Here is an 804-nt window from a genome sequence, read left to right on the forward strand (position 1 = left end):
GAGCAGTTGCAGGTGGCTGGCGGCCGCGCCACTGAGGTGCGTTGTCATGGGCAAACCGTAACCGCAGATGCCTATGTGGTGGCCTGTGGTTCTTACTCGACGGCGCTGGTTCGTCAGTGGATGCACCTGCCAGTCTATCCCCTGAAGGGCTACTCGTTAACGCTGCCGCTTGCCAACGAAGCCGCTGCACCGGTTTCAACGGTGCTCGATGAGACGTACAAGGTGGCCGTGACGCGCTTTGATCGCCGTATCCGCGTTGGGGGTATGGCGGAAATCGTTGGCTTTGACACGACGCTGAATCCTAAACGCCGTGAAACGTTGGAAATGGTGGTTCGCGATCTTTATCCTGACGCCGGACCGGTAGATCAGGCGACGTTCTGGACCGGGCTGCGCCCGATGACGCCGGACGGCACGCCGCTGGTAGGGCGCTCACCGCTCGCCAATCTTTATCTCAATACCGGACATGGAACCTTAGGCTGGACGATGGCGTGCGGTTCAGGACAGTTGTTAGCGGATATCATTTCTGGCAACACGCCCGACATTGCCCATGACGATTTGTCGATCTTTCGTTACGCCAGCGTGTAAATCCATCGGTTTATCGAGCACGATCGCAGCGCGTGCTGCGATCAACTGAGCGCTGTAATCGTGCCGCGCGCCTTTGCGCTTAAACGCTGGGCGCGCAGCGCCAACAGCGTGGCGCACAGCATGGAAAGTGCCAGTGTGCTCTGCGGCGTAAGGGGCAGCGCCATTACCCCCAGTCCGACGCACGCGCCACCGGCCATTTGCACGAATCCCACCAGCGCC

Annotated in this window: 1 protein-coding gene; it reads left to right on the forward strand. The window is 60.2% G+C overall.

Translation table 11 applies throughout. The features are described 5' to 3' along the window. Positions 1–585 (forward strand): FAD-dependent oxidoreductase (locus tag J5224_RS31845; RefSeq protein WP_264628965.1); only part of this gene is annotated, 585 nt, incomplete at its 5' end. Positions 586–804: the final 219 nt, after the last annotated feature.

The organism is Candidatus Symbiopectobacterium sp. NZEC135 (genome assembly GCF_025962695.1).